A 22,751-nucleotide genomic window follows, 5' to 3' on the forward strand; every position below is an offset into this window, starting at 1 on the left:
TGAATAAGGTATTAATAATAAAGAGAAATTTTTATCCTACCGATAATACCGATTTTCTCCGAGCGTAAAGGTTTTACACTCGGAGAATGGCAGAGGGGTTACGATTGGGAAATTAACTGATTGGCAATAGTTTGCGCCAACTGACTCCATCCTGTTGCCAGTGTACGAACTAAATCATCATAACCATCTTCTTCCTGTTTTAGTTCTATATTAAAGGGCTGTTTAACGACACTCCCCTCACAAGTTAATGTCCAGTAACCTTGCAAAACCACCTTACCATCATAACGACCATGAAAACTGGTTACTGTCACATCCAAGGTATCTGGTTTATTGACCAGTGGTTGAGCAGAAACTAAACGCTGAGGCAACGCCATAGTTAATTCAGTTACTAACACTTGCTGTAACTGTTGTTCAAGTGGACTTGCCCACAAGTGATTCGCCGCACTGACATAACTAACATCACTACTTTGATATACCACACCGGAGGATGACAGATAATCGGACAACATAACCCGTTGCACCCATAATTGGCGATCATGCTGCACAGTAGCACTCTTTTGTGATGCTATTGTGACTACCGGCAATTGATAATAAGTTTTTTCTGGTTGACTGCTACAAGCAGAAATAAGAATCACTAAAATTAATGCCAGTCTTTTCATCATTTTTTAGCCTTTTTCGGTTCTGGATCTTCAATTGGCTTAGCTTCAAAAATTAATGCATTGCTCTTATTATTCAACGTCCTCAGAACAGGTCGCAGTTCACTCAACACTTGATCTAATCGCTGCATATTATCCAACATCTTGTTATAAGCCGGTGAGCCAGGCTGGAAACCTTGCATACTGCGGTTAAACTCCTGCAATGTTTTCTGTATATCTTTTGGCAGATCTTTGGTTTCAGGATTTGCCAACACCTTATTCAATTCATCGAGGGTCCGCTGTGCTTTTCTTATCGCTTTCTGACTCTCTTCCAAAGTGCGAATAGCCTGATTAAACATTGGCTCAACCGGCATATTATTAATTTTATCTAACGCTGCAATAACCTTATGTTGAATTTGAGCAAGGCCGCCACTGATTGTCGGCAGTAGCGGATAGCCTGCAATTTCATATGGGCCAGCCCACCCTTTTTCATTCGGATAAAAATCCAAATCAATAAATAGCGCCCCCGTCAGCAAATTACCTGATTTGAGAGACGCCCGCAGACCACGTTTAGTTATGCTATTCAGCTCTTTCTCAACATCAAACCCTTCTCCTAACTCCTTCTCAAAGCGCTCCGGCTCAATAGAGATAAGTACTGGAATACGAAAATCGTTATCCAGCCGCTGTCTCATTCCCTCGGAATAGAACGGTACTTTCGCCACAGTTCCCATACGGATACCGCGGAACTCCACCGGCGCACCCGGCTGTAATCCTCGGACGGAATCAGAGAAGAGCAACAGATAATCTTTATGCTTGGTATATAAAGAATCTTGAATGCTTCTTTGGTTATCAAAGAGTTTGTAAGTGGCTTTTTCTTTAATTGGCTCACCCAATTCCCAACCCCTAGGTACATCAAAGCTGACGCCACCACCAAATAGCGTTGATAACGAAGCCATTTCAACACGTACCCCTTGAGAAGACATATCAAGGGTAATACCACTCTCTTTCCAAAAACGGACATTAGTTGTCAGCAAACCATCATAAGGCGCATTAATAAATAACTGATATTTCATCAAATGCGATTTCGGTTCAAACTCGCTGGTTTCAACAGAACCAACCCGATAACCACGGAACAACACCGGATCGCCCGGATTGAGCTGACCTGCTTTATCACTGATTAGGATGACACGGATACCTTTTGCATCAGGCGAAGCCAATGGTGGTGAGTCCAACAAATTAAACTTATCTTCTTCATCACCGTTCGTTCCCGGTTGAAGTTCAATAAAAGCCCCGGACAAAAGAGTACCAAGGCCAGATATTCCATCACGACCAATCTGCGGTTTCACTACCCAAAAAGCGCTATCACTGCGTAATAAGTTTTCCATGCCATCATTTAGCCGGGCCTTGATAATAACTTGGCTAAGATTATCACTCAGCATGACCCTCTCAACTACGCCGACATCCACACTACGGCTTTTAATTTTAGTTTTTCCGGCTTCAATGCCCTCCGCGTTGGAGGTAATCAATGTTACTTCCGGCCCTTGGTGGTTAAAATGATAAAACAATATCCAGGCACCAATAAGCACGGTGACAATCGGCACAATCCAGACTGGCGACCAACTTTTAATTTTATCGATTTTAGCCTGACTCTGGTCTTCAACTTTATCCGTCACCTTGACACTCCTTCATTGCCTTATAACGAATGTTTAACGTTGGTTCTATCCCAAATTAAACGCGGATCAAATGTCATTGCCGCGAACATGGTCAGGATCACAACTAAAGCAAAAATAACTGCCCCCATAGCAGGGTAGACACTCATCAATTTCCCCATACGCACCAGTGATGACAATATTGCGATAACAAATACATCAATCATTGACCAACGGCCAACAAATTCGACAACTTCATAAATAAAATGCATGCGGGCGGAATCCCGTTTACCGTGACCTTTGGCATCCCAACATAACCAACCAATTGCCAACATTTTCAGTGAGGGCACCATAATACTGGCAATAAAAATGACTAAAGCGACCGGATATGAACCGACACTCCATAGCAGTATCACTCCCGCCATAATAGTGGAATCACTCTGACTACCTAACGATTCCGTCACCATCATTGGCATGACATTAGCAGGAATATAAAGCATTAAAGCCGTCGCTATCAGCGCCATTGTCCATTGCAGACTGTTACGGCGGCGGGCATGCCCACGCGTATGGCAACGTGAACAGACTAACTGGTCTGCCGGTAAGATAGCTGTACAACACTGACATAATCGAACCCCCTGCACTAACCCCGATCTTCCTGCCTGTAACGGTATATTCACCTGAGGTGCGAGCGCTATCTGATTCCATAACCAGTGGCGATCCAAACATTGAAACGCTCTCACCTGGAGAAGGCAGAACAGACAATATGGCAAAAAACTTAGACCTAACCCAATATCACCATAGGCCATTAACTTAACAAAGCTGACTAATACCCCTGCCAAAAAGATTTCAACCATACACCAGCTTTTCATCTGAAATAAAACCCTGGCTAACCAGGCTTTTACCTTCTGAGAAATAACAACACCCTGGCACAATAGAATAATCGCTACCATACAAAACGCAGGCACTAGTTGAACACAGAGCAAAAAGAATGTTCCCACACTGATGTAATTTTCATTAAACATCACCTGAGGGATTTGAGATAAGGTAATTTCACTGCCAATTCCCGCTACGCTCATGCTGACAAACGGAAACAGGCAAGCCATTAACAGCATAAATAATGCACTGACTGCATAACCTGTCGGCTGATGTTTAGGTTCTTTCCACCATGTGACTAATGTCGTCTTACAACGAGGACAAATCGCCTTCGTTCCCTGAGCCCATTCTGGCAATGTCACCAGTAAATCACATTGAGGACACAATACCATTTCATGATGATGGTTACTGGAACACAAGGTTTTTCTCCTGCAAGGAAATTGGCAATATTCACAGAATCATACTCAGAAGAATTTCGCCATATGATTCTGCTCATTATGTTAACTATTGGCTGTTTTTCAATGTTTCCAATTCATGCCAGCGATCAAAAGTAGCTTCTAATGCTTGCTCTTTTTCAGATAGCTCAGTCAGTATTTTTTGGGTTACTCCATGAGGCTGATTAAAAAATTCAGGATCACTCACTTGAGATTGTAACTGATCAAGCTCTTCTTCCAGTTTCTCCAGCAATGATGGTAATTGCTCTAACTCTCGTAATAAATGGTAACTCATTTTGTTACGAGAATTTTTTGGCGACTCCTTAACCTTTTCTACTTTAACTTCCGTTTGAGGTTTTTTCTCATTCCGCTGGCGCAACGATACAGTTTGTTCGCGCTGTTGCTGAGCATCGTAATAACCACCAACATAATTATTGATCACACCATTACCTTCGAAAATCCAACATTCGGTCACGGAGTTATCAACAAATTGACGATCATGACTGACCAACAATACAGTACCTGTATAATTGTCTACCAGTTCCTCCAGCAACTCTAATGTTTCCACATCCAGATCGTTGGTTGGCTCATCAAGTACCAACAGATTACTGGGTTTCAGGAACAGACGCGCCAGTAACAACCGGTTCCTTTCACCACCAGAAAGCGCTTTAACCGGTGTCATTGCCCGTTTAGGATGAAACAGAAAATCCTGTAAATAACCCAGAACATGACGAGGACGACCATTCACCATCACTTCCTGCTTACCTTCAGCCAAGTTATCCATTACGGTTCTTTCCGGATCAAGCGCTATCCGATGCTGATCAAAATAAGCAATTTCTAGTTTAGTACCACAATGAACACGGCCACTATTAGATTGCAGCTCACCTAACATCAGTTTCAGTAAAGTTGTTTTGCCGCAACCATTTGGTCCCACCAGTGCAATTTTATCCCCACGCTGAATTTGCGCACTGAAATTATTGACCAGTTTCCTTTCACCAATTTGATAGTTAACATTTTCCAGCTCAAAGATAATTTTGCCGGAACGACTCGCTTCTTCCATTTGTATTTTAGCGGTTCCCATTACTTCACGACGTTGTGAACGCTCAATACGTAATGCTTTCAACGCCCTAACGCGCCCTTCATTACGAGTACGACGCGCTTTAATTCCCTGACGAATCCACACTTCTTCTTGAGCCAACTTACGATCAAATTCAGCATTTTGCATCTCTTCCACACGCAATGCTTCTTCTTTGCCTTCAAGAAACTTATCGTAATTGCCTGGCCACGACACCAACTTACCGCGATCTAAATCGACAATACGGGTTGCCATATTGCGAATAAATGAACGGTCATGGGAAATGAAAACAAGGCTACCCTGAAAATCTTTCAGGAAGTTTTCTAGCCATTCAATCGTATCGATATCCAAGTGGTTAGTCGGTTCATCAAGAAGCAAGACTTTTGGTGAACTGACCAACGCCCTTCCCAATGCCGCCTTACGCAACCAACCACCTGAAAGAGAAGAGAGCTTCGCTTCCGCAGGTAAAGAGAGCTGTTTCAATACGTCATTAATCCGGCTGTCCAGTGACCATAGCCCGCGGATATCCAGTACTTCCTGCAATTCTGCCAAGCGGTTGAGGTTCTTCTCATTCGGTTCTTGCTCCACCAGACGGGAAACCTGATGAAAAGATTTAATATATTCGGCCTGTTCCTGAACACCTTCGGCAACAAAATCAAAAACCGTCCCTTCCACATCACGGGGAGGGTCCTGTTGTAAACGGGAAACAATCAGATCCTGCTCGTAAATAACCTGACCATCATCCAACGGCTGCTCTTTCGCTAATACCCGTAACAAGGTCGACTTTCCAGCACCGTTACGACCAACCAGACAAACTCTTTCATTTTCTTCTATATGCAATTCTGCATTATCAAGTAATGGCGCATCACTGAACGACAACCACGCACCAGATAAATTAATCAACGACATAGTAATTATTTTTCCTCACCAGCATGACTTAATAGCCAGCAGTTGTGAATCTGACGGTTACGGGCAAAATCCTGCGACTGGGTTTTATTGGTGATCTCTTCCGCCACCAAGCCAACTTTTTCCAGCTCAGCAAAATCCATTTTAAAACCTCGTTTATTATTGGAGAACATCAGCGTTCCCCCGCGACGTAACAAGCGCTTAAGCTGTTTCATCAATATGATATGGTCGCGTTGTACATCAAATGCATCTTCCATTCGTTTAGAATTGGAGAAAGTCGGCGGATCAATAAAAATCAAATCAAACTGTTCACTGGCCCGAGCCAACCACGCGAGACAATCTGCCTGAATCAACCGATGCTGACGCCCTGTTAATCCATTAGCCTGTAAGTTCCGCTCAGCCCATTCAAGATAAGTGCGAGACATATCAACCGTTGTTGTTGAACGCGCGCCTCCTAATCCAGCATGTACTGTCGCTGATCCGGTATAAGCAAACAGGTTCAGAAAATCTTTTCCTTCACTCATTTCACCTAGCATTTTCCGGGCAATACGATGATCAAGGAACAAGCCTGTGTCCAAATAGTCTGTTAAATTAACCCAAAATTTGGCGTCATACTCATTTACCAGAAAGAATTCCCGTTTTTCTGCCATTCTTTCATACTGGCTTTTACCTTTCTGACGCTGACGAGTTTTAAGTATTAATTGATTTGATGAAAGCCCAAGAACTTGCATCGTCGCGCTAATAACATCGAATAAACGCTGACGCGCTTTATTAGCATCAACACTTTTCGGCGGAGCATACTCCTGAATCACCACTTTATCTGCGTAACGGTCAACAGCCACATTGTATTCTGGCAAATCAGCATCATACAGACGATAACAATTAATCCCTTGCTGTTTCGCCCAGTTGGTTAATTTCTTTTCATTTTTGCGCAGACGGTTGGCATAATCCTCCGCCACACTCCCCCCTGATGAGAGTGGTTTATCTGACAACTGATAATTTTTCTGTACGCAATCCAATGGACCATTTTTAGCTTTAAACTCACGTTCAGCCCGTAATTGCAAGCAGCTCAGCAATTCAGGCGACGCACTGAATAGAGACAGACGCCAGCCAGGGAAACGGCTTTTCATTATCCGCCCAAACAAACTGTGCAGCGCAACCAATGCAGGTTCACTTTCCAAGCGCTCACCATAAGGCGGATTACTTAATACTGTTCCAGTAGAGCCTTCTGATAACGGATTTTCCAGACGGCTGGCATCGCCTTGCTGGAAAGTTATTAACTGTGCAACCCCTGCTCTACGAGCATTTGACCGAGCCATATCCAGCACTCGGCGATCAATATCAGAACCCACAAAACGGGAAGTTGTCTCCTGAAGACCTTTGCGAAAGCGGATCTGCGCTTCTGTGGTTACCTCGCGCCAAATTGCTTCATCATGTTTCAACCAGGCAGTAAAGCCCCAATGGTTACGATGTAAACCTGGCGCACGATCAGCCGCCATCATTGCGGCTTCGATCAATAATGTGCCGGAACCACACATAGGATCGACCATCGGAGTGCCAATCCGCCAGCCTGAACGTAGAATAATCGCAGCAGCCAGATTTTCTTTCAGCGGAGCCTGACCAGCAAGATCGCGATAACCTCGGATATGCAAACCATCACCACTTAAATCCAATGCGACACTGGCTTTCTCTTTATTCAAAAAAACATTAACGCGAACATCCGGTTGTTGCTTTGCCACATTGGGACGTTGATCTAACTTACGAATAAAGCTATCGACAATGGCGTCTTTAACCTTGAGCGCACCATATTGAGTATTCCGTATCTCTTCATTTGTGCCGCTGAAATGAACAGAAAAAGTACTGTCTACAGAGAAAATCTGGCTCCAATCAATAGATTGAACCCCAAGATAGAGATCTAAATCGCTATAAACATTAAATTCGTTTAGCGGTAGCAAAATACGTGATGCCAGCCTGCTCCACACCAGACTTTTATACATCACTCTGTCATCACCTTGAAAATGAACTCCGCCTTGCACAATTTTACATGATTGCGCCCCCAGCATTTCCAGTTCGTTCTTCAATAATTCTTCTAATCCACGCGCCGTGCTGGCAAACAGAGAGTTCATGTTACATATCACCAAAAAGAAAATTGTCACGCATTATAGCTAATCCAGGTGACATGTCATAAAGTTGCGCGTGTAAAAAATGTTTCATGGAGATTAACGGATGATCACTCTGTCTCGCCTGTATACCCACCCGGTAAAGTCTATGCGTGGTTTGCAACTTTCCCACGCATTAGTCAGTGAAAGCGGCCTTATATTTGATCGCAACTTTATGATCACAACAACAGACGGGACTTTTATTACTGCCCGTAAATATCCTCAGATGTTGTTATTTACTCCGGCTATGTTAAATAACGGTATTTATCTACGCGCGCCCAACGGAGAAAATGCCACCGTACTTTACAGTGATTTCCTACCTGAACAGCAGCCCACAGAAGTATGGGGCAACCATTTTACGGCCCTAATTGCACCAGAAACAATTAATCAATGGCTAAGCGGTTTCTTTGATATTCCCGTGCAATTGCGCTGGTTAAGCCATGAATTAAGCCGTAAGGTAAAAAAACACCCTGACATTCCATTATCATTTGCGGATGGTTATCCATTTCTATTAATTAATGAAGCCTCATTTCATTTATTACAACAACGTTGCCCGGCCAGTATTAAATTAGAGCAATTTCGTCCAAATATCGTTATTACCGGCGCAGAAGCATTTGCAGAAGACAGTTGGCAATCAATTCAGATTGGCGATGTTATTTTTGATTTACCTAAACCGTGTAGCCGCTGTATTCTGACCACAGTCAGCATTGATAAAGGCGTTAAAAATCCCAACGGAGAGCCATTAGCGACATTGCAATCATTCCGAACAGCAGAAAATGGCGATGTCGATTTTGGTCAGAATTTAATTACTCGTTCAAGTGGTATTATTCGAATCGGGGATAATGTCACTATATTAGCTAAAAAAGATCCACGTCAATATGGCAGTGGCGAAAAAGCTGAAGATATTGATTTACCAAAAATAAATGAGAAATCTGTCACTATTGAATATAACGGGAAAACCTTTACAGGTAATAATCAACAAATCATTTTAGAACAATTGGAACAACAAGGAATTAAAGTACCCTATTCATGTCGTGCAGGAATATGTGGATGTTGCAAGATTTCTTTAGTTAAGGGGGAGGTTTCTCCTTTAAAAGCCACGGCGATTAAAAACGATGGCCATATTCTAGCTTGTTGTTGTATTCCAAAAAGCAATCTTATTCTTAATAATAGCGAAGAATAGATCTTTAAATTAGAATCAAACTACCGTGCCATAAATTGGCACGTTGGTTTATTGGGAATCACATCAATTCTGCTATAGCTCTTAGTAATCCTACGCTAAAGATATGACTATATTGAAGAATTTATCTCATTTGAACACCGGTTGTCGGGATCTGCATTACTAATAACCAATGGCGGTTACAGAACAGTTAATTATGTCCCTGAACCACGGATTCCTCTCAGATTCAGGAGAAGGAAGGCAGGAAATCACCTTCCGCATAGGATGGACTGGTGCAGTATTAACATCAATACGGAATACCCTTTAGCCTAAAATGGGAGAAATCAATTAACCATGTTTCATAATTTCATCAAAAAATCAATTCCGTTGATTATTTCAATAATGAATTAATTATTACCATAATGAATTTACGATTACTGTCATAAAATGATTACACTCTAATAATCAAGAGCTAAAACAGCTCAACCAAAATACAAAAGGAGTAAGTCATGGCACGTATTGTCATTGCGGCGGTCGCAACCCCCGGACATGTCTATCCGATGTTGAAGGTTGCTCAATCACTGATAGCACAGGGACACCAAATAACCGTATTCACCGGTGAGTTATTTCGCCAACAGGTAGAAGCTATAAACGCGCAATTTGTCCCTTTTGATGAACAGGTAGATTTTGACTACCGCCACTTAGAACAGCATTTCCCCGACCGCGCTCAACTTCCTCCGGGAAATGTACAAATGGCACTGGCATTCAAGAACTTCTTCTCCGCCCCAATCCCATTGCTCGACCATCAACTGCGACAAATCATTCGTGAACAACAAGCGGAATTACTGATAGCCGAAAACTGTTTTTACGGCATATTACCTCTGCTGCAAGAAGAAAAAGCCCATCGCCTGCCAATAATAGTTACTGGCATAACGCCTCTGGCCTATTCCTCAAAAGATTCAATTTTCTGGGGACCACGTATCCCACCTGCGGTATTACCACCAGAATTGACACATGAACAACTCGTAGATGAAACCAACCAGCAACTCATAGCCGAAGTTCAAGATAGCTTCAATGACGCATTAATTCAGTCAGGAAGCTCTGCGTTAACCAGACCTTTCAACGATGAAGTGATTCTCAGCGCTGATCGCTTTTTGCAACTCTCAACTCTGGCATTTGAATACCCACGAGAAGGATTGCCTGATACAGTCCATTTTATTGGGCCCCTCCCCAACCCTGCACCGACAACAGAATCGCCTCAGTTATGGGAAGAAGATGATCCACGTCCATTAGTTATAGTTACTCAGGGTACTATCTCAAATACCGATTTAAATCAGTTGATTCTCCCCACATTGCATGCACTGGCGACATTACCGATACGTATATTGGCAACCACCGGCGGCAGATCGGTAGAAACACTGAGTAAAGATCTACCCGAAAACGTGCGCATTGAAGAATTTATTTCATTTGAGCACTGGCTACCAAAAGCTTCATTACTAATATCCAACGGGGGTTATGGAACCATCAATTATGCTCTCAGCCACGGAACACCGTTACTCATTGCAGATGCAGGTGAAGGCAAGCAGGAAGCCGCTTTTCGTGTTGTATGGGCTGGATGCGGTACTAATCTGGATACAGCACATCCTACTGAATCTCAACTTAAGCAAACAGTGGAAAATATGCTGAGTACCGATTTGTTTAAACAACGTGCGCAAATTGTCCAAAAAGATTACGCAAGACATGATGCATTAGCCGCAATATCCCATCACGTAGAACAATTAATTTTTGAATAAAGCCGCAGTAACTAAGCTCTAGATACCTCCCTCCGCTTTAGCGCTAACACAGACTAACAGGGGGAGGAAATCGGCATATTTCATAACTTCATAAAAAAATAAACTACCGTGATTATTGTCATAACAAATTATTATTACTACAATGAATTTGTAACAGTAGTCATGAAATGATCACACTCTGAATTAGGAGCTAGTTAGCGTAATTAAATCAAAACAGTACAAAGGAGCAAGTTATGGCACGAATTGTCATTGCCGCGGTTGCAACACCCGGGCATGTCTATCCGATGTTAAAGGTAACTCAATCACTGATAGCACAAGGACATCAGGTAACTGTCTTCACTGGCGCGTTATTTCGCCAACAAGTAGAGGCTTTAAATGCACAATTTATCCCTTTTGATGAGCAGATAGATTTTGATTACCGCCACTTAAAACAACGTTTTCCTGACCGAGCGCATCTTCCTCCGGGAAATCTGCAAATGGCGCTAGCGTTTAAAGATTTCTTCTGTACCCCAATCCCCTTCCTTGACCGCCAACTACAACAAATCATCCATGAACAGCAAGCAGAACTACTTATCGCCGAGAACTGTTTCTATGGCATATTGCCACTGCTGCAAAAAGAAAAAGCTCATCGTCTTCCAGTGATCATCATTGGTATAACGCCTCTGGCTTACTCTTCGAAAGATTCAATTTTCTGGGGGCCACGTATTCCCCCCGCATTACTACCATCAGAGTTGACACATGAACAACTTGTAGATGAGGAAACACGACAGTTAATAACCGAAGTTCAGGATAGCTTCAATGACGCATTAGCTCAGTCAGGATGCGCTACGTTAACTAGATTTTTCAATGACGAAGTCATTTTGGGTCCTGATCGCTTTTTGCAACTTTCAACCTTGGCATTTGAGTACCCACGAGAAGAATTGCCTGATACAGTCCATTTTATTGGCCCCCTCCCCAATCCCGCTCCGATAACAGAATCACTTCAATTATGGGAAGAAGATGATCCACGCCCATTGGTTATCGTCACTCAGGGCACCATGTCTAATACTGATCTAAACCAGTTAATTTTCCCCACATTGCGTGCACTAGCTACATTACCTGTGCGTGTATTAGCAACCACCGGTGGTAGTTCAGTAGAAATACAGCCAGAGAACATACCTGACAACGCACGTATCGAAGAATTTATCTCATTTGAGCACTGGCTGCCAAAATCTTCATTGTTAATATCCAACGGGGGCTACGGAACCATTAATTACGCCCTCAACCACGGTACACCAGTGCTCATTGCCGATACAGGAGAAGGTAAGCAGGAAACAGCGTTTCGCGTCGTATGGGCTGGATGCGGTATTAATCTGGATACAGCACAACCGACAGAATCTCAGCTTAAGCAAACCGTGGAAAATATGCTGCGTACAAATTTATTTAAGCAACGGGCGCAAATCGTCCAAGACGACTACGCCAGTCACGACGCATTAGCAGCAATATCTCATCACGCAGAACAATTAATCCTCGAAAATCGTGCTAATTAACTTCATTATCTCTCCTCCCCATCTCGAAGCTAATGCTATCCAGAGGGGAGGGAATTATTAAAATACTGCTTATCTATTTTTCACACCAACTTCAAATGAGTAAGCTATAGCTATTACTATAATAGGTAAATTTCTGTGATAATAGCCAACAGGAAATTTTAGAACCCAAGAAAAAAGCGACTTACTCATAATCAGATGGAAAGATGTGAATGTGATAAAATTTCCTCAGATGATAAAGAACAATTCTCTCAATTAAAAACAGTGATTATCTTCTGATTCGTCGTTCTATTTTCAAAAAGCAGCTTAACTCTTGGAAATCACGGAACAATGAGATCTTAAACCCAAATCAAACCGCAGTGCCATAAATTGGCATACAAACTGGTTCCACAAATGGCATCAATCGATCATTCATAATCTTAATTGGATCGCAAAAATTCATTGCCCGATCGGATAACGTTAATTGCGGTTGAGCTAGCAGACAAAGGCTTGCACTATCCCCTGCCTCTACTACCAAGAATATAGCGTCTGCCCCACAATCCTGGAGCCGTACCTGAATCAGCTCTCCTTGCACTGGCTTTTCTATCATGGCAAAACGGGAAAAATACCAGCTCCTTGGCATCTGTGGCTTAATAAAGCGAAAAGCCACTAACGCATTAAGAATTAATTCAGCCCTGGATTCATCTGAAATATTAATTCGGCGTGTCTGTTCTTCAAAAGAATAATAAAGCGTCGCATCTTCTACAGAAAACGAAGTTTCCCCCATTGCATGGGGTATCAGCATCTTCGCTGGAAAACAGGAACGAAAAACCATACCATTAGACAGATCAAGCATCACACGGTCATGGTCAGTATCAAAATACCAGCGCCATTGGTCATCGGGTTTAATGTTCATGAGTTATCCTTTTATACCCGTCATCTTTCAAGTTGCCTCTTTGTTGGCTGCACTCACTCACCCCAGTCACATAGTTATCTATGCTCCTAGGGATTCGTTCCCTTGCCGTCGCGATGCATCTTGAAATCCATTGGGTATATGCCAGAAAAACTTACATCGCTAAACAGATTGTAAATAACTTGTCCGCTATTCAGTGAAATAAGCCCTGCCATAATTAAAAGACATGCGAAGATACAGATAAAATTTAGATGATCGGAGCGAATATAGACGAATTGGGGGCAAAAATAAACCCCCAATGATAAATTAACAGCAAGATTTAGATATGATTGACGATATCTTTGATTAATTTTGGACCATGATAGATAAATCCAGAGAAAATCTGTATTAAAGAAGCCCCTGCCGCTATTTTTTCTCTGGCGGAGACAAGTGAATCTATTCCGCCAACACCGATAATGGGAATTTTACCTCTTAATTCCTGAGAGAGCTGGCGAATAATTTCTGTACTACGTAATTGAACCGGTCGACCACTTAACCCACCAACTTGTTGGCAATAGTTAAGTCCTTCAACTAATTTCTTATCTAACGTTGTATTAGTGGCAATAGCACCATCGATATTATGACGAATTAAACTATCTGCAATTTGAATCAACTCTTCTTGAGAAAGATCCGGTGCAATTTTTACCGCAACAGGGACATATTTTTGGTATTTTTGCTGAAGTTCACCCTGTCTATTTTTAATCGCCGATAATAGATCATCCAACGCTTCGCCGTATTGCAACGTTCTTAAGCCAGGCGTGTTAGGTGAAGAGATATTAATCGTGATATAACCCGCGTGAGGATAGATTTTATCCATGCAGATTAAATAATCATCTTTTCCATGCTCTACTGGTGTATCTTTATTTTTGCCAATATTGATCCCAATCACCCCGCCATATTTTGCCTTTTTGACATTCTCTACCAGGTTATCAACACCAAGATTATTGAAGCCCATACGGTTAATTAACCCTTCTGCTTCAACGATACGGAATAATCTCGGTTTATCATTTCCTGCCTGAGCACGTGGGGTTACAGTGCCAATTTCAATAAAACCAAATCCCATTGCACCAAACGCATCAATGCAATCGCCATCTTTATCAAGGCCGGCAGCCAGACCAAGGGGATTTTTAAATGACAGGCCCATACAAGTAACAGGTTTTGTCGCAACTGACTGGTGGATAAGAAACTCGAAAGGACTACCGGTAATACGCTTGAGCTGACGGAAGGTTAGTTCGTGCGCCCGTTCCGGATCAAGCTGGAACAACGCTTTCCTGACTAGTGGGTAGTACATAATTCTAAACCCATTAATTAATTTATAAACATTAAACTACACACATTTCTATACACATTCATGTACCACTTGGAGGTTTTTGAGCTAAAAAACGCGCATCTTTAACCGCCAAAATATTTCGGCAAGTAGGGTAACCGAATAACATGGGCTGAATCTACAGAAATATGCTAATTAGGAACAAATCTTTCCCATATGCTGCGAGTGAAAATCGGGAAAATATATTGGTATATCAAGAATACACTGTGATTATAAGCGTTGGCATTTCTTGCCCAAGATACTTTTCTTCTCTCGGAACAACTCAAAGGGAAGCAGACCAATGAAGTATCAAGCATCAACCAATAAAAATGTATTTCAATGCCGCAGTAACAACAGCAATACCAACTGCTAATGCCAGTTTCTTAATCCAATCTAAATCTATTTTTATAGTACCAATATCGGTTTTAATGCTCTCAGTAGCAACAGTCAGATCTGCTTTGGTAACAACGCTTATGTTTTGCAGTTTTGTAATAACTTCAACGATTTTTTCAGACTGCTCATCATTAAAACCAGACGCTTTAAGTGCCTTAACTGCTGTATATATATCCATAATAAGTGAAGAAATTTATTATCCGGAAAAATAAGTCAGAAATAATATCGGGCCAATAACCATTAGCCCGATAAATAAATAGTTATCAGCTTTCTAATGCCTTGGTAATTTTTTCAAACAGATCACCAGACAGATTTTCCAATTCTTTCAACTGTTCCAACGCACTACGCATCATGTTTTGACGTTTTTCATCATAACGTTTCAGGCGAATCAGCGGCTCAATCAAACGGGAAGCAACCTGTGGGTTACGGCTATTAAGGTCAGTCAAAATTTCTACCAGAAATTGATAACCGTTGCCATTTTCAGCGTGGAATGCAACTGGATTATTAACAAATGTTCCAATCAGAGCACGAACCCGGTTTGGGTTACTGATACTGAATGAACGATGATTCAGAAGATTACGCACATTAGCCAGAACATCTGCCGCCGGGCTACTTGCTTGTAAGCTAAACCATTTATCCATCACCAGACCATCCTGATGCCATCGATCATCAAATTCCTTCATGAGTTGATCACAACAAGGCAACTCTGCCAGCACCGCGCCAGATAATGCCGCCAGTGCATCGGTCATATTGTCAGACTGATGATATTGATTTGATACCACTTTATCAGCCTGCTCTTGATCACCAAAAGCCAGATAATAGAGGCAGATATTACGCAGAGAGCGCTTAGCAATATCCTGATGAGCGACGCGATATGCACCGATATTAATAGCGTTATAAACCACCGCAAACTCATCAGCCATTTCTTGAGCCAAAGTACGGGTGGTGGCATCCAGAACTTCATGAATCGCTTTAGGATCGATAATCGTAAACAATTCCGCCATCTCACTTTCTGATGGTAAAGTCAGAATGTGAGCAGCCAGAGCCGGATCAATATCTTTATCCAATAGCACCGCGCGGAAAGCATCCACTACATGCATTGGCAGTTCTATCGGTTGCTTCTGCTGATAACGGATAACATTCAGTTTGATATAGTTTGCCATCAGCGACTGAGCCGCATCCCAACGTGAAAACGCATTGCGGGCGTGTTTCATCAGGAATGCCAATTGCTGATCGCTGAATTTGTAATCCAATTTCACGGGTGCTGAGAATTCCCGTAATAAAGAGGGAACCGGCAGTGATGGCACGTCATCAAATACAAACGTCTGCTCTGCATTGGTCACATTCAGTACATGATGAACCGGTTGACCATCATAACGTAGCGGAATCACATGACCTTTAGTGTCATAGAGCTCAATATCCAGAGGAATATGCAGAGGCTGTTTCTCTTTTTGATCAGCAGTAGGTGGCGTCATCTGACTGACATGCAACTTATATTGCTGCTTTTCTGCATCATATTCATCGCGAACTGTCAGTACCGGTGTACCAGACTGGCTATACCAGCGACGGAAAAGTGACAAATCAACATTTGACGCATCTTCCATTGCCTGAACAAAATCATCACATGTTGCAGCACTACCATCATGGCGATGAATATAAAGCTGCATCCCTGCCTGGAATTGCTCTTCCCCTAGCAAGGTATGAATCATACGAATAACTTCCGAGCCCTTCTCATACACAGTCAGGGTATAGAAATTATTCATCTCAATCACTTTATCCGGGCGAATTGGATGGGCCATTGGGCTGGCGTCTTCCGCAAACTGCGCCGAACGCATAACACGCACATTATTAATGCGATTAACAGAGCGAGAACCAAGATCGGAGCTAAATTCCTGATCACGGAATACCGTCAATCCCTCTTTTAAGCTCAGTTGGAACCAATCGCGACAAGTAATGCGATTCCCGGTCCAGTTATGGAAATATTCGTGACCGATCACAGCTTCTATACCAAGGTAATCTTTATCAGTCGCAGTTTCAGATTTTGCCAACACATATTTGGAGTTAAAGACATTCAGCCCTTTATTCTCCATAGCGCCCATATTAAAGAAATCTACCGCGACAATCATATAAATATCGAGATCATATTCAAGGCCAAAACGGGTTTCATCCCACTTCATAGAATTTTTCAGGGAAGTCATTGCCCAATCAGCCCGATCAAGATTGCCACGATCAACAAACAGTTCCAATGCAACTTCACGGCCACTGCGCGTCGTAAATGTGTCGCGCAACACATCAAAATCACCCGCGACCAGAGCAAACAGATAACAAGGTTTTGGGAATGGATCTTGCCATTTCACCCAATGACGCCCATCATCAGTTTCTCCCTGCTCAACCCGGTTACCGTTTGAAAGCAAATACGGATACCTGGCTTTATCGGCTGTGATACGTGTTGTAAAACGAGCCAATACATCAGGGCGATCGAGATAGTAAGTAATGTGGCGGAACCCTGCTGATTCACACTGGGTACAAAGCGCATCACCAGAAACATACAAACCTTCCAGCGCCGTATTTTTCGATGGATGGATCTCATTGACAATTTTCAAAGTGAACTGAGCCGGCAACTGTTCAATAACCAGCGCTCCTTCCTGTTCACGGTAATGGACCCACGGTTGACCATCTACATGAAGGCTTTTCAGTGTCAAGTCTTCACCATCCAATACTAATGGTGTTATTTCGTGGCTCAGACGTTTTATCTGGCTAATTGCCGTAACTTCTGTGTTATCGGCATCAAGATTAAAATCGAGTTCAATATCAGAAATCGTATAGTCGGGAGCGCGATAATCCCGACGGTACTTAGCTTGTCGCTGTTGTGTCATAAGAAACCTTTTTGTTTCATGCCTGATGGAATTAATTCAATACTAAGCCTTACGCTGCCATAGAAAGAGGTTAAATTTCAAGAGTGAATAACGCACCTTCTGATGTTAAACATTCATTAAGAACGAGTATGATATTGTGTAAGGAATATGTTTATTCTTTGGTGCTTGTCATCACCTAATGATCAAATAACATGATAACATTTGACCAAAGGCCCTGTTTAGCTTCGATATTTTGGTGAACTATATGATGTTATGTGACTTCAATAACAAAATAATCCCGGTATACTCTTCCAACTTTATCGATTTAGCTAATACGAATACGCTCCGTGAGGATGCATAACGCGCTATGACACTAGACGCTACCCCAATTATAAAATCACTGCTTGATACTGACGCTTATAAACTTCATATGCAACAAGCAGTATATCACCGCTACAGTCACATGCCTGTTGTTGCAGAGTTTCGCTGCCGCGGCGATGAATTGCTAGGCGAATATGCCACAGAATTACGCTATCAAGTTAATATGATGGCTGATCTGGCATTAACCGACGCTGAATTTAATTACCTTTCCAGCCTGCCTTTTTTTAAGGCTGATTATCTGGATTGGTTAAAAACTTTTCGTTTTAACCCACAGCAAGTCAATATTTCTGTTACAGATGGCGGCCAATTAGCCATCCGTATTTCAGGATTATGGCATGAAGTCATTATGTGGGAAGTTCCATTATTGGCGCTAATTAGCGAATTAGTTCATCGCTATCGCTCACCAGATAATGCAGTGGAAAATGCAGTTAATCAGCTACGCAAGTTGATCAAACTGTTTTATCAAGATGCTGAAAGTGAAGGAATTGATCTCTCCAGTTTCAAATTGATGGATTTCGGTACGCGTCGGCGTTTCTCACACTGTGTGCAACACGCTATCGTCAGTGAACTGCAACAGCATTTCCCTTATCTGATTGGCACTAGCAATTATCAACTTGCACAACAACTTGGACTCCCTCCGGTTGGTACACAGGCGCATGAGTGGTTTCAAGCTCATCAGCAAATCAGCCCAGATCTGGCTAGCAGTCAACGAGAAGCATTACAAAGTTGGCTGAAAGAATATCCTAACCAGCTAGGTATTGCCTTGACTGACTGCATTACAATGGACGCTTTCCTGCGGGACTTTGATGCTCAGTTTGCCAAAAGTTATCAAGGCTTACGCCATGATTCGGGTGATCCCGTTCAATGGGGCGAGAAAGCGCTCGCCCACTATCAAAAACTGGGTATCGACCCAATGACGAAAACGCTGGTGTTCTCTGACAGCTTGGATTTCCAAAAAGCGCTAGCGCTCTATCGTCATTTCCACAACAGAATAAACCTGATTTTCGGTATCGGTACACAGCTTACCTGTAATATTCCAGGGGTTAATCCACTGAATATCGTCATCAAACTTGTTGAGTGTAATGGCAAACCAGTCGCAAAGCTTTCAGACAGCCCCGGCAAAACCATTTGTGAAGATAACGAGTTTGTCAACAGGCTACGCGCCGCTTTTGATATCCCCCAAGTTAAACAAGCTTGTTAACTCAAATTTCATTAAAAAATACCATTGTGCTGCTGGCAGATAAGACAGCAGCACATCTAAAAAGCGCTATTTCCCTACTATTTCACCATTTAAATTGATGATTTCCCCTTGTTTCTTAAAACAAGGCAAGTAACATAGAATAAGTTTCCCCTTGTGGGGATATTCATTTTCATAAACTTGAACTGATAAAGAAGAGAGAAATCTATGAGCGTAGCGCCTGTAGTCGACGTACTGCAAGGCCGGGTTGCGGTTGATAGCGAAGTCACCGTTCGCGGCTGGATACGTACAAGGAGAGATTCTAAAGCCGGCATCTCCTTCCTCGCCGTCTATGACGGTTCCTGCTTTAATCCATTACAGGCCGTCGTTAATAATAATTTGCCTAATTATCAGGATGAAATTCTACATTTAACTACCGGTTGCTCTGTCGAAGTGACAGGGACAGTCGTTGCTTCCCCTGGTCAAGGGCAGAGTTTTGAACTACAAGCGACCCAAGTCGTGGTGATCGGCATGGTTGAAGATCCTGACACCTATCCAATGGCCGCTAAACGTCACAGCATTGAATACCTGCGCGAAGTGGCTCACCTGCGTCCACGCACTAACCTGATTGGCGCCGTTGCTCGTATGCGTCATACCCTTGCTCAGGCATTACACCGTTTCTTCCATGAAAATGGTTACTTCTGGGTTTCCACTCCGTTGATCACAGCCGCTGATACAGAAGGTGCCGGCGAAATGTTCCGCGTCTCTACGCTGGATCTGCAAAATCTGCCTTTAACTGACAAAGGTGAAGTGGATTTCAACCAAGATTTTTTCGGCCGTGAAGCTTTTCTGACCGTATCCGGCCAGTTGAACGGTGAAGCATACGCTTGTGCATTAAGTAAAGTTTACACATTCGGTCCGACTTTCCGTGCTGAAAACTCTAATACCAGCCGCCATCTGGCAGAATTCTGGATGCTTGAACCAGAGATCGCTTTCGCCAACCTCGATGATGCCGCCTCATTGGCTGAAAATATGCTGAAATATGTTTTCAAAGCTGCGCTGGCAGAGCGCTCTGATGATCTGCAATTCTTCGCTGAACGCGTAGATAAAGATGTTATCACCCGCTTGGAAAAATTTATTAATTCTGACTTTGCTCAAATTGATTACACCGATGCCGTTGAAATTCTGCAAAACTGTGGCCAGGAATTTGAAAACCCAGTTTTCTGGGGAGTTGACCTCTCTTCAGAACATGAACGTTATCTGGCAGAGAAACATTTCCAAGCTCCGGTTGTCGTGAAAAACTATCCAAAAGATATTAAAGCTTTCTATATGCGAATGAACGACGACGGTAAGACTGTCGCGGCAATGGATGTACTTGCACCAGGCATTGGCGAAATTATCGGTGGCTCACAGCGTGAAGAGCGTCTGGATATGCTGGATAAACGTATGGAAGAGATGGGGCTTAATAAAGAAGATTACTGGTGGTACCGTGATCTCCGTCGTTATGGCACTGTACCTCACTCTGGATTCGGGTTGGGCTTTGAACGCTTGGTTGCTTACGTGACTGGTGTGCCAAATGTACGTGATGTCATCCCATTCCCTCGCACACCAAGAAGCGCAAACTTCTAATGATTGCGTAAAATAAATATTAAAAAATTATTATATATAAGGCCAGCAAAAGCTGGCTTTTTTTATTCTTTCAATTCAACACACGATCAAAAATTCTATTTCATTTACATTTTGCAATATATTATTTTCACTTTATTACAAAAACCTTCACTTTGTATCAATTTAATGATGGATAAAATCCACGACTAGTGAAAAACTGTGCCCCGACTCGGACGGAACGATATTTTCATAAATAATTTCAACGAGTTTCTTAAAGGAATTATTTCTGTCAGTAACAAATGTCCGAATAACGCCAATGATGGTAATTAACGATTGTAATTAAATGAAGGTAACAATAATGAAGGGTAGTATCCTTTCCGTGGTCATCCCAGCGCTGTTAACTGCTGGTGTAGCAAATGCCACTGAAATTTATAACAAAAACGGTAATAAACTGGATCTCTATGGAAAAATTGATGCGCGTCATCAATTCTCTAAAATTACCCAAAGATCGGATAAATACCCTATCTATAGTGAAGATGGCGATGCAAGCTACATTCGTTTGGGTTTCAGAGGTGAAACCCAAATCAATGACCAATTAACGGGTTATGGTCGTTGGGAATACAATATTCAGGCTAACAAAGCTGAGGCAAACGATTCCGAAGGCAATCAAACCCGTTTGGGCTTCGCTGGTCTAAAATGGGCTAAATATGGTTCTCTGGATTACGGTCGTAATTACGGTGTTCTTTACGACGTCAATGCCTGGACCGACGTACTGCCAGTATTCGGCGCTGACTCTATGTCGCAAGCTGACACCTACATGACCAACCGTGCTACCGGTGTCTTGACTTATCGCAATACGGATTTCTTCGGCCTGGTTGATGGCCTGAACTTCGCCCTGCAATACCAAGGTAAGAACGATGAAGACAGCAAAAACGGCCGCAATTCAATTCGTAAACGCGGTGATCTCATTAAGCCCAATGGCGGTAGTAATGGTGACGGCTTCGGTCTCTCTGTTACTTATGATATCGGCAATGGTATCAGCGTAGGGGGAGCCTACTCCAATGCCGACCGCCCTATTACACATGAAAGGCTCGTTACATCCGTCGCTCGCGGTGAAAGAGCTGAAGCATGGAACGTCGGCGCCAAATATGATGCAAACAACCTATATCTGGCTGCCATGTATGGCGAAACTCACAATATGACCTCTTTCGGCTACCAAGACTTCGTCTCGGCAAAAACCCGCAATATCGAATTAACTGCCCAATATCAGTTTGATTCTGGCCTGCGTCCATCTCTGGCATATGTTCAATCCAGAGGAACAACTTTTTTCACTCATCAGGACTGGGTAAAATATATCTCTATTGGTTCTTATTATAACTTTAACAAAAATTTATCCACCTATGTTGATTATAAAATCAACTTAGTACATGACAACTTCTACACCAAACACTTGGATGTCAACACGAATAACGCGGTGGGTATAGGTTTGGTATATCAATTCTAACAACCAGGTAGATTAACAGGAGCTCCAATTAATATGTTATGGCGCTCACTTAAAAGTGAGCGCTACTTTTTTCAAGAATAATCATTATTAGGTATCTGTTAAAAAATGGTATATAACACATCGACAAACATATCAGTAAGTTACATATAAAAAACATTATTGATGAAATAAACACCATATTTTACTCTTTTTATTAAGATCAACAGGTAATTTTCTTCCGCCACTGACTACCATTCGTTTTTCACTTTTTTGATCAACTGGACCAACCAGAGATTAAAAAACGATCTCATATTTACATTTTGAAACACTTTGTTTCACATTTTTACTAAATTTTCTTTTTTATAGCATTTTGTGAGTGGATAAAAATAACAACCAATGAAACACTTG

The 22,751-nt window shown here is 42.4% G+C and carries 15 protein-coding genes; 6 read left to right on the forward strand and 9 right to left on the reverse strand.

Features of this window, described 5'->3' with window-relative positions:
* Positions 1-98: 98 nt before the first annotated feature.
* The 5 genes from pqiC to rlmKL all read right to left on the reverse strand — a co-directional run bounded on the left by pqiC (position 99) and on the right by rlmKL (position 7,698).
* The gene (gene pqiC / locus V2H77_RS14520; RefSeq protein ID WP_341499361.1) at positions 99-662 is read right to left on the reverse strand and encodes a membrane integrity-associated transporter subunit PqiC; all 564 of its coding nucleotides are present in this window, start codon (positions 660-662) and stop codon (positions 99-101) included.
* Entirely contained in the window at positions 659-2,308 is a 1,650-nt protein-coding gene (pqiB, locus tag V2H77_RS14525; protein ID WP_341499362.1) for an intermembrane transport protein PqiB, read from the reverse strand. Before pqiB ends, pqiC begins: the two co-directional genes overlap by 4 nt.
* A gap of 20 nt (positions 2,309-2,328) precedes the next feature.
* On the reverse strand, positions 2,329-3,576 hold the full coding sequence (pqiA, locus tag V2H77_RS14530) for a membrane integrity-associated transporter subunit PqiA (RefSeq protein WP_341499363.1): 1,248 nt from the start codon (positions 3,574-3,576) through the stop codon (positions 2,329-2,331).
* Between the two features lie 85 nt (positions 3,577-3,661).
* The gene (locus V2H77_RS14535; protein ID WP_341499364.1) at positions 3,662-5,575 is read right to left on the reverse strand and encodes an ABC transporter ATP-binding protein; all 1,914 of its coding nucleotides are present in this window, start codon (positions 5,573-5,575) and stop codon (positions 3,662-3,664) included.
* Positions 5,576-5,580: 5 nt separating this feature from the next.
* Entirely contained in the window at positions 5,581-7,698 is a 2,118-nt protein-coding gene (gene rlmKL / locus V2H77_RS14540; RefSeq protein ID WP_341499365.1) for a bifunctional 23S rRNA (guanine(2069)-N(7))-methyltransferase RlmK/23S rRNA (guanine(2445)-N(2))-methyltransferase RlmL, read from the reverse strand.
* Positions 7,699-7,798: 100 nt separating this feature from the next.
* Between rlmKL and V2H77_RS14545 the strand changes: the two genes are divergently transcribed.
* The 3 genes from V2H77_RS14545 to V2H77_RS14555 all read left to right on the forward strand — a co-directional run bounded on the left by V2H77_RS14545 (position 7,799) and on the right by V2H77_RS14555 (position 12,212).
* On the forward strand, positions 7,799-8,914 hold the full coding sequence (locus V2H77_RS14545) for a YcbX family protein (RefSeq protein ID WP_341499366.1): 1,116 nt from the start codon (positions 7,799-7,801) through the stop codon (positions 8,912-8,914).
* Positions 8,915-9,399: 485 nt separating this feature from the next.
* Complete coding sequence (locus tag V2H77_RS14550; RefSeq protein WP_341499367.1) at positions 9,400-10,683, forward strand: glycosyltransferase; 1,284 nt, start codon at positions 9,400-9,402, stop codon at positions 10,681-10,683.
* A gap of 233 nt (positions 10,684-10,916) precedes the next feature.
* Positions 10,917-12,212 (forward strand): glycosyltransferase, encoded by a 1,296-nt coding sequence (locus V2H77_RS14555; RefSeq protein WP_341499368.1) that lies wholly within the window; start codon positions 10,917-10,919, stop codon positions 12,210-12,212.
* Positions 12,213-12,558: 346 nt separating this feature from the next.
* Here V2H77_RS14555 and V2H77_RS14560 read toward each other — a convergent pair whose 3' ends face one another.
* The 4 genes from V2H77_RS14560 to pepN all read right to left on the reverse strand — a co-directional run bounded on the left by V2H77_RS14560 (position 12,559) and on the right by pepN (position 17,715).
* Positions 12,559-13,104, reverse strand: a complete 546-nt coding sequence (locus V2H77_RS14560; protein ID WP_341499369.1) for a cell division protein ZapC — start codon at positions 13,102-13,104, stop codon at positions 12,559-12,561.
* A gap of 316 nt (positions 13,105-13,420) precedes the next feature.
* Positions 13,421-14,431 carry a quinone-dependent dihydroorotate dehydrogenase gene (gene pyrD, locus V2H77_RS14565; protein WP_341499370.1) on the reverse strand — a complete coding sequence of 337 codons (1,011 nt, stop codon included), beginning with the start codon at positions 14,429-14,431 and terminating at the stop codon, positions 13,421-13,423.
* 331 nt (positions 14,432-14,762) lie between these two features.
* Positions 14,763-15,017: a hypothetical protein gene (locus V2H77_RS14570; RefSeq protein WP_341499371.1), complete on the reverse strand. Its 255-nt coding sequence runs from the start codon at positions 15,015-15,017 to the stop codon at positions 14,763-14,765.
* Positions 15,018-15,102: 85 nt separating this feature from the next.
* Complete coding sequence (gene pepN / locus V2H77_RS14575) at positions 15,103-17,715, reverse strand: aminopeptidase N (RefSeq protein ID WP_341499372.1); 2,613 nt, start codon at positions 17,713-17,715, stop codon at positions 15,103-15,105.
* 346 nt (positions 17,716-18,061) lie between these two features.
* Between pepN and pncB the strand changes: the two genes are divergently transcribed.
* The 3 genes from pncB to V2H77_RS14590 all read left to right on the forward strand — a co-directional run bounded on the left by pncB (position 18,062) and on the right by V2H77_RS14590 (position 22,364).
* Positions 18,062-19,276, forward strand: coding sequence for a nicotinate phosphoribosyltransferase (pncB, locus tag V2H77_RS14580; RefSeq protein ID WP_265378308.1), 1,215 nt, complete (start codon positions 18,062-18,064; stop codon positions 19,274-19,276).
* Between the two features lie 204 nt (positions 19,277-19,480).
* A complete protein-coding gene (asnS, locus tag V2H77_RS14585) occupies positions 19,481-20,881 on the forward strand; it encodes an asparagine--tRNA ligase (RefSeq protein ID WP_341499373.1) in 1,401 nt (466 codons plus the stop codon).
* A gap of 337 nt (positions 20,882-21,218) precedes the next feature.
* Positions 21,219-22,364: a porin gene (locus V2H77_RS14590; RefSeq protein WP_341499374.1), complete on the forward strand. Its 1,146-nt coding sequence runs from the start codon at positions 21,219-21,221 to the stop codon at positions 22,362-22,364.
* The last annotated feature ends 387 nt before the right edge of the window (positions 22,365-22,751 follow it).

This window comes from Photorhabdus sp. P32, assembly GCF_038085095.1.
Classification (GTDB): domain Bacteria; phylum Pseudomonadota; class Gammaproteobacteria; order Enterobacterales; family Enterobacteriaceae; genus Photorhabdus; species Photorhabdus luminescens.